The following is a 7,826-nucleotide window of genomic DNA, read 5'->3' on the forward strand; positions in this document are numbered from 1 at the left end:
AAGAACCCCGCCTACGCCCTGATGCACGAACACAGCGCAGGCGGTGTGAACCACCGGGTAGACTACCAGCACTACGACTACCCCGGCCGCTACAAAGCCGACGCCAGTGGCCAGCCCTTCACCCAGGCCAGACTGGACGCCCTCAGAAACGACGCCAGCCTGGCCAAGGGCGAAAGCAACCGCCCCGACTTCACCCCCGGCGCCAAAGTCGAGCTGCAGGACCACGACAGCCAGAGCCTGAACCGGGAATGGCTGCTGACCGCCATCACCCACACCGGCAAGCAGCCTCAGGCGATGCAGGAAGAAGGTGGCAGCCAGCCCACCAGCTACCACAACGACTTCACCGCCATCCCCGCCGATAAAACCTGGCGCCCGCTGTGCGAACACAAACCGATGATGGACGGCCCCCAGATGGCCATCGTCACCGGCCCCGAGGGTGAGGAGATCCACTGCGACCAGTACGGACGAGTCAAAGTACGCTTCCCTTGGGACCGCTACTCAAAAAACGACGAACACAGCAGTGCCTGGCTGCGAGTCAGCCAGGGCTGGGCTGGCGGCCAATACGGCTTTATGGCCCTGCCCAGAATCGGCAACGAAGTAATAGTTTCCTTCCTGGACGGCGACCCGGACCAGCCCATCATCACCGGCAGGACTTACCACGCCACCAACACACCGCCTTATGCGCTGCCAGAACACAAAACAAGAACCACCCTGAAAACCAAAACCCACAAGGGTGAGGGCAGTAATGAGTTGCGCTTTGAAGACGAAGCCGACCAGGAACAGATCTACGTCCACGCCCAGAAAGACCTGGACCTGCTGACGGAAAACAACCGTACCGAAGTCATCAAGAACGACAGCCACCTGACGGTGGAGAACCACCAGTTCAGCCATGTGAAAGCGGCAGACCACTGCACCACTGATGGTGAAAGCCGAGCCTCCGTCGGCGCCGATTGCAGCCAGACCATCGCCGGCAGTTTCCACCAGAAGACCGGCCGCACCATGGCCTCGGAAGCCGGCACAGAAGTTCATCACAAAGCCGGTGCGAAAGTGGTGCTGGATGCCGGGGCGGAGCTGACGATTTCTGGTGGCGGCAGCTTTATCAAGCTGGACCCAAGCGGGGTTACCTTGGCTGGGCCGGGGATCAAGATAAATTCTGGTGGGGCGCCGGGGAGTGGTTCAGGGCAGGGGGCTGTGATGCCCGGGATGCCTACGGATCTGGAAGGCCATGTTCATCACACCGTGGAGCCTGACATGTTAGCGGACGTTCCCCTAACTGCTCCCCAGCTAAACAACCTGAGGTCCGATGCGCCTTTCTGCGAGGAATGTGTTAAGTGCCGGGACGGGGTATGTGATGTCTGAAACGTCGGATTTTCGCACTCAGCTAAGACTTGTCGGTGAAAGTCTTGACTGCGAGGGCTCGATTTTCCTTGTGCTGAGCGGGACTAGTGAGGCTGCACCTGTGTCTCACTTTTATAAGGCGGACGGCATGACAGCTCGCCCTCTATTTCTCGGTACTCAGTACGCGAGCTGGCAGGAGGTAATGCCCTTTCTGGCACAGGTCAATAACACAAGCTCCTTTCTGGACTGGATAGATGAAACCGACAGTATTGATTGGGGTTGGGGTTTGGTGAGTGATGCGTCTTTTGATGAGGTCTTCTGCCATATTCGAAGTCTGACCAAGATATTCCTTCCTGAAGGACAAGAGGTGTTCTTCCGGTATTGGGCCCCGCGTTTTTGGGGTGCAATTCTCGAAAATGTTGACGAGATTTGTCGCGCACAATTAATGGGGCCGGTTGGTGCGGTAGTAATGCCTGACGGGCGCCGCTTACAGCACCCCGGCACTCCGGCGGTCGCTAAGCCAGTACCAGAGTTCCCATGGTTCTCGCTTCCAGCGGCAACACTGACGAAGATTGCATCTCTCTGTTGGGATCAGTTGGTGGACAACACAATCTCCGTGCTAGGCGAAAAGAAACCATCTGCGTTGAGTCGCTATCCCTCACCGATCGCACGACAGAAAGTTGAGCGTCAATTGAGGCGGCTCGCCACTGGAGAAGTGCTCACGGAACTTTCTCCAGAACAAGTCCAGACCATACACCAAGCTCTGATGCACGAGGCATTGCAGGGCGCGCACTGATGAGGATGAATCAATGAGCGAGTCAGGGACGGCTCTTTCGACTTCAGAACAGGCTTCCGGTGCACTTCCGGATATCAACGCCATCACCCGTGAACTCAGGGAATCTCTAGCGTCCACATTTGACGACTGGCGTGAGGGCTGGTTCTCGTCGATCTTCATGGGGACTGAGCAAGTTCTGGAGGTTAATGGTGAGGCCGAGCGCGAGGGCGTCGATGAGAACAAGGTCGTTTCCTCTACGGTGGCCCCCTGTGAAGAAACCCGGAAAATCAAAATTGCCCATTTTCATGAGAATGTGAGCAAGACCCCGATTCCCTCTACGCGTTTCCAAATTCAGGAGTATACCGGCTGGTTATTTAAGAGTTGGGATACGATCCACAGCGGCACCACTGATGAGAATGGACTGGCCGAAGTTCCGGTTACGCCTGGTAAGGAATACCGAGTGGTTATGTCACCGGACGTTACCCAGGCCGATATGGATGCTCTTTATGAAACCTATGAAGGTTTTATCGAACGCTGTTGCGCCCTGCTCGAGAATACTTGGCAGAACGGTGCTCGGCAGGAGTGGGAACGTTATCTGTCGATGCGATCGGTCGAGCAGTCGCTGGCGACCTATGGGAGATTTCAGCAGGGTATTTCAGACGGCTTTATAGGCGTGCTGGATGATATTCGAAGAATCTACGATGTAATCTGCGGTCTGCTCGATCATGACTTCAGCAATCTGCCTGAGGATATCCGTGACCAGCTGGAAACCCTGAAAAAAGCAGACGAGGCCTATCTGAAGGCTTGCCTGGTGGCCAACGACGAGATTTTCCTGTTCCTGGTGATGTATACGGTACGGCAGTATTTTCGATTGTTGGCACCCACTCAGGTGGCTGAAGTCTCAGGTGAGCTTGTAGGGCAAATTCTTTTTGACGTGGTTGTAGGCCTGATTATCACCGGGGGTGCCGGCCTGGCTGCGAAATATGGTGCTCGAATTGGTAGTAAAGCGGCCGCGAGCGCAATGAATGTGGCAGACAGTGCTCGAACCAGTAAAAACATTCTTGGTGAATTTCTCGGTCAGTTCGCCCGGGAGTTTCAGGACTTCATGGAAAGCATTGGCACCAACCACCGGGCGATCCAGGTTGCCGGGGGCAGTCGCCTGGATGCATCTGGCACTCAACGTGGGGCAGATGTTCGTAACAGAAACCAGGTTTACAGCCAGATTGCTGACGACGACCAGGTAACGAATTTGCAGTCCAGCGGTCGCAATCATGCTGCAACCAGTGAAAGCAGTAACCCACCACCTCGTGACGAACGTTCGCCATCTGAAACCGATCAGGGGCGCACCACCCAGGATAACAGTTCCACAGAAAAGGTAGCTGACCCGATCAGTACAGTCACCGGTGAAGAGGTACTTGAACTCACTGACGCGCGACTTCCTGGAGCACTGCAGTTCGAATTTAAACGCGTGTACCGGTCCGGAAGCAGCGATCGACGCTTCGACATGGGGTATGGCTGGCGGCACAGCCTGAACCATAGTCTGAGTTTCGAGGCAGACGGTATCATCTGGCATGACCATGAGGGTAAGAATACTCGCCTTCCCGAGCTAGACCGCGCACCGTTCGGTACCAACTCACAGTCTGGTATGGCGGCCTGGAAAGACGGCGAGCTGATTGTTACCTGTGCTGGGGAAAAGGCTCCTCGATACCATTTTCGCCGGGAGGGTGACCTGGGGGTATTGGTCGAGATTTCAGATCGATATGGTAACCAACTCCGGGTTGGCTACGACCTCAATGGTCAGCTGGAGCGGATTGTTAGTGATAGTGGGCACGCGCTGGAGTTCGGGTTTGAGCACAAGCGTCTTAAAACTGTAAGCCTGCTTCATCGCAAACTGACCGATACCGGTTATCAATGGCAGACACTGCGAGAAGAACGCCATTACCAATACGATGAAAACGACAACCTGGTTGCTGTTGAAGACCCAGTTGGAGGCATCGAACGATACGGTTACAACAACCACATGCTGATCAGCCGCCAACTGGCCGGCGGATACAGTTTTTACCTGGAATGGGACAAGACTGAGCCTCAGGGTCGCTGTATCCACCAATGGGGTGACAGTGCACAGGTTGATACCCGCTTCGAGTGGGATGATGAGATGCATAGCTGCACAGTCAGTTATGTGGACGGCAGCAAGGAAATCTGGCGCTATGATGGCTCCGCCCAACTGCAGGAAAAAATTGACCCGGATGGCGCCAAACATTTCAGTGAATACGATGACAATGGTCAGCTACTGGCCACGGTTGACCCCATGGGGGCGCGCACTGAATATCAGTACGATAAAAACGGACGACTGCAAGGTAAAGTCGGGCCTGACGGGCAGCCGATTCTGTTTACCTACCGTAAGGGGCGCATCGCGGAAATCCATCGGGGCGGGCAAGTCTGGAAGTTTGATTACAACAGCCAAGGTGACCTGTTAGCTGAGACCGATCCGAAAGGACGGATAACCCGGTATCGGTACAACCCGCAGGGCCAGCTTGTTCAGGTTAACCTGCCCGATGGCCGAGCTCATAAGTGGGGCTGGAACGACCACGGCCAGTTGATCGAGGAAACCACACCCACGGGTGCTTTTTATCAGTACCGATACGACGAGTTCGGCCAGTTGCTGGCAAAGAAAGACGCGCGGGGTGCTATTACCCGTTATCAGTACGATGGCCTGGGGCGGGTGACCGATGAAATTCTCTCTGGAAACCGGCGCAGGCAGTATCACTACAATCACTACAACAAGGTCACCCGCTTTGTTGATGAGCAGGGAAGGGAAACCCGCTACGAGTATGGTAACAACCTCCACCTTCTGACCCGTCGTATTAACCCGGATGGCAGCGAACTGCGCTACCGCTATGACCATCACCGTTTCTTGGTTACGCATATCGAAAACGAGCGGGGGGAAGAATATCGTATTGATTACTACCCGAACGGGCTGGTCAAACAAGAAACCGCCTTTGACGGCCGTCGCACCGCCTACCAGTATGACCTTAACGGCCACCTGATCGAGAAGGCGGAGTACGGAACCACCAGTGACGTCTTGCAAACCACGGCTTATGAGCGGGACGAACTCGGACGGTTACTGAAAAAAGTGCTGCCAGATGGGCGTGACATCCAGTACGGCTACAACGCTGATGGCAAGCTCATCGGCGTGGATGATGGCTCCTGGCCTCTGGTTTTCGAATACGATGAATACGGGCTACTAACCACGGAACATCAGGGCTGGGCCACCCTTCGATATCGCTACGATGATATGGATCGTCTGAGCGGAATGGTTCTGCCAGATGGTCAAACACTGTCTTATGAGCATGATAAAGCGGGACTACTATCAGGCATTGACCTGAACGGACAGCGACTGACTCGTCACCGCATGGCTGCGACTGGCGAGGAAATGGAGCGGCAGCAAGGCGACCTGTTGAGCGCTTATGTCTATGACGAAGAGGGGCGCCTGACCCAGCACCGCATACACCAGGGCCAGATCAAGGATATCGCCGCCCAGAGGGATTACCAGTACGACCCCAACGGGAACCTGAAAACCATTCAGGACAGCCGAAAAGGCCTGCGGGAATATGTCTACGACCCCATGGACCGCCTGGTTGGCGTGCGTGGAGATATCTATGAACAACTGATCCACGACCCCGCTGGCAATCTGCTGGAACAGAGCCAGGGTGCCTCAACGGACAACCGCACTAATGTACGTGGCAACCGCCTTACGATGCATGGCGACTGCCACTACGAATACGACGAATTTGGCAACCTGACCGAAGAGCGCCGGGGCAAAGATCAGAAACTGGTCACCCGCTACAGCTATGATTGCCAACACAGACTGACCAGCGTCATCAAACCGGACGGCAGTACCTGGCACTACGAATACGATGCTTTTGGTCGCCGTATCGCCAAAACCAACGGCCTGACGAGAACCGAATTCCTGTGGCAGGGCGACCGACTCATTGCTGAAGAAACCGGGGATCAGTATCGCACCTATATCTACGAACCCGACAGTTTCAAACCCCTGGCGCTGGTGGATGGCCACGGCCCGGAACAAGCCGAGGTCTATTATTACCACCTGGACCATTTGGGAACGCCCCAGGAACTGACCAACCAGCAGGGCAAACTCGTGTGGTCGGTTACCTACCGCGCCTACGGTAATGTTGTTCAGCAACAAGTTGCAGAAATCGACAATCCGCTCCGCTTCCAGGGCCAGTACCACGACCCGGAAACCGGCCTGCATTACAACCGGCATCGATACTACAACCCGAATACGGGGCGATTCATCACGCCGGATCCGATTGGTCTTGCGGGTGGGTTGAATAATTATCAGTATGTGCCTAATCCTACTGGGTGGGTGGATCCGTTGGGGTTGGTGGTGAAGCGGGGAAGCTGTCCCGCCGATAGCGATGGTCGATCAAATGTGCTGCCGAGAGGTACTGTTTTCGAGGGAGAAGTCTATCGTTACGAACAGCCCGCGCGAATTGGCACCACTTGGGATGCGCATAAGTATAATCAGGCAGCAAATCACCGCTACACGAGCCCTGGAGATACAGGTGTCTATGCTGGGACTAGTCCTGCGACCGCTCAAGCGGAGATCGCCCATTATGGAGCATTGGACGGGAGAGAATTAGTAAGCCGGGTCACGAGAGTTGAAAATGTGTTGGATTTAACTGATCCGAGTATAAGGCGGGCACTGGGGGTTGATTTGGCGGACATAACTTCAAATGACTACACAAAAACCCATGAAGTGGGTCGATTCGCGAAAGATAACGGCTTCAGGGCTATTTTGGCTCCATCTGCCAGAAATCCGGGTGGTTCAAACCTAGTTGTATTTGAAGGGGTTAAGGAGTCTCAGTAATGAAAAATGCGCAATGGCAAAACTACGTTGATGCTATGCCGGACGTTGACATAGATGATCCATATGTGAAAAAGCTTCTTGCACTTATTGGGGATAATGGGTTGGTAAAGGCAATTTATTTCCACCTTGGTAATACAGCAATTAGTTGGTTGGATAAGCCTGTTCCTGCTTTAGGGCATAAAAAGCCAAGAGAGTGCCTTCAGAGCCGAGACGGGATTGCTTTGCTTAAAGAAACTTTGATGAGGATGCCATGCTGAATAGGGTCTAATGAGTTGCATATGGTGCGGTTCTTGTATGCAATTTGAAAGTGGAACGACAGGGAAAGGACCAGAAACTGGTCACCGGTTATGCCCTCGACTGCCAACACAGGCTTCCCAGCGTCACAAAACTGGACGGGTGCACCTAGCACTACGAATACGATGCGTTCGGCGGCCGAGTCGCCCAAACCGATGACCTGACAGAAACCGAATTTCTCTAACGGGGCGACAGCCTGGACGGTCACTTGTAATGAGGTGTGTATTTACACAGATCTATTTACAAGCTCAAAAGGTCTTATGGTAATCACTGCCCGACTTTCCAAAGCGACTCGAACATTGATTTAAAAAAAAGAATCCTGAGGGATTCAAAAATCCAAGGAAAGGAATAAAACGATGAAATTCATTGGTGCGCTGACCTGCGCTCTCATTCTGGCTGTTGCCGGCTATTTCTGGTTCTCCGAAACGCCCCCCGGCGATTTTCAACCCAGTTGTCCAAATGACCGCGTTTAAGCGGCCAGTTTATTGCGCTCAATTTCCTGCAACTTGCCAGGGTTGAGCGATACCG

The 7,826-nt window shown here is 54.2% G+C and carries 4 protein-coding genes; all 4 read left to right on the forward strand.

What is annotated here, in order from left to right:
• A partial coding sequence (locus tag ABIE59_RS19715; protein WP_354449506.1) for a type VI secretion system Vgr family protein occupies nucleotides 1-1,359 on the forward strand: 1,359 nt, incomplete at its 5' end.
• Nucleotides 1,352-2,134, forward strand: coding sequence for a DUF4123 domain-containing protein (locus tag ABIE59_RS19720; RefSeq protein ID WP_354449507.1), 783 nt, complete (start codon nucleotides 1,352-1,354; stop codon nucleotides 2,132-2,134). The genes ABIE59_RS19715 and ABIE59_RS19720, both read left to right, overlap by 8 nt.
• A 13-nt stretch (nucleotides 2,135-2,147) precedes the next feature.
• Nucleotides 2,148-7,004: an RHS repeat-associated core domain-containing protein gene (locus tag ABIE59_RS19725; protein ID WP_354449508.1), complete on the forward strand. Its 4,857-nt coding sequence runs from the start codon at nucleotides 2,148-2,150 to the stop codon at nucleotides 7,002-7,004.
• On the forward strand, nucleotides 7,004-7,261 hold the full coding sequence (locus ABIE59_RS19730; protein ID WP_354449509.1) for an MbcA/ParS/Xre antitoxin family protein: 258 nt from the start codon (nucleotides 7,004-7,006) through the stop codon (nucleotides 7,259-7,261). The genes ABIE59_RS19725 and ABIE59_RS19730 overlap by 1 nt, the downstream gene beginning before the upstream one ends.
• Nucleotides 7,262-7,826 lie beyond the last annotated feature (565 nt).

This window comes from Marinobacter sp. MBR-99 (assembly GCF_040547575.1).
Lineage (GTDB): Bacteria > Pseudomonadota > Gammaproteobacteria > Pseudomonadales > Oleiphilaceae > Marinobacter.

Coding starts and splice junctions, on each gene's coding strand:
- ABIE59_RS19720 (WP_354449507.1), top strand. CDS start 1,352: ATGTCTGAAACGTCGGATTTTCGCACTCAGCTAAGACTTGTCGGTGAA.
- ABIE59_RS19725 (WP_354449508.1), top strand. CDS start 2,148: ATGAGCGAGTCAGGGACGGCTCTTTCGACTTCAGAACAGGCTTCCGGT.
- ABIE59_RS19730 (WP_354449509.1), top strand. CDS start 7,004: ATGAAAAATGCGCAATGGCAAAACTACGTTGATGCTATGCCGGACGTT.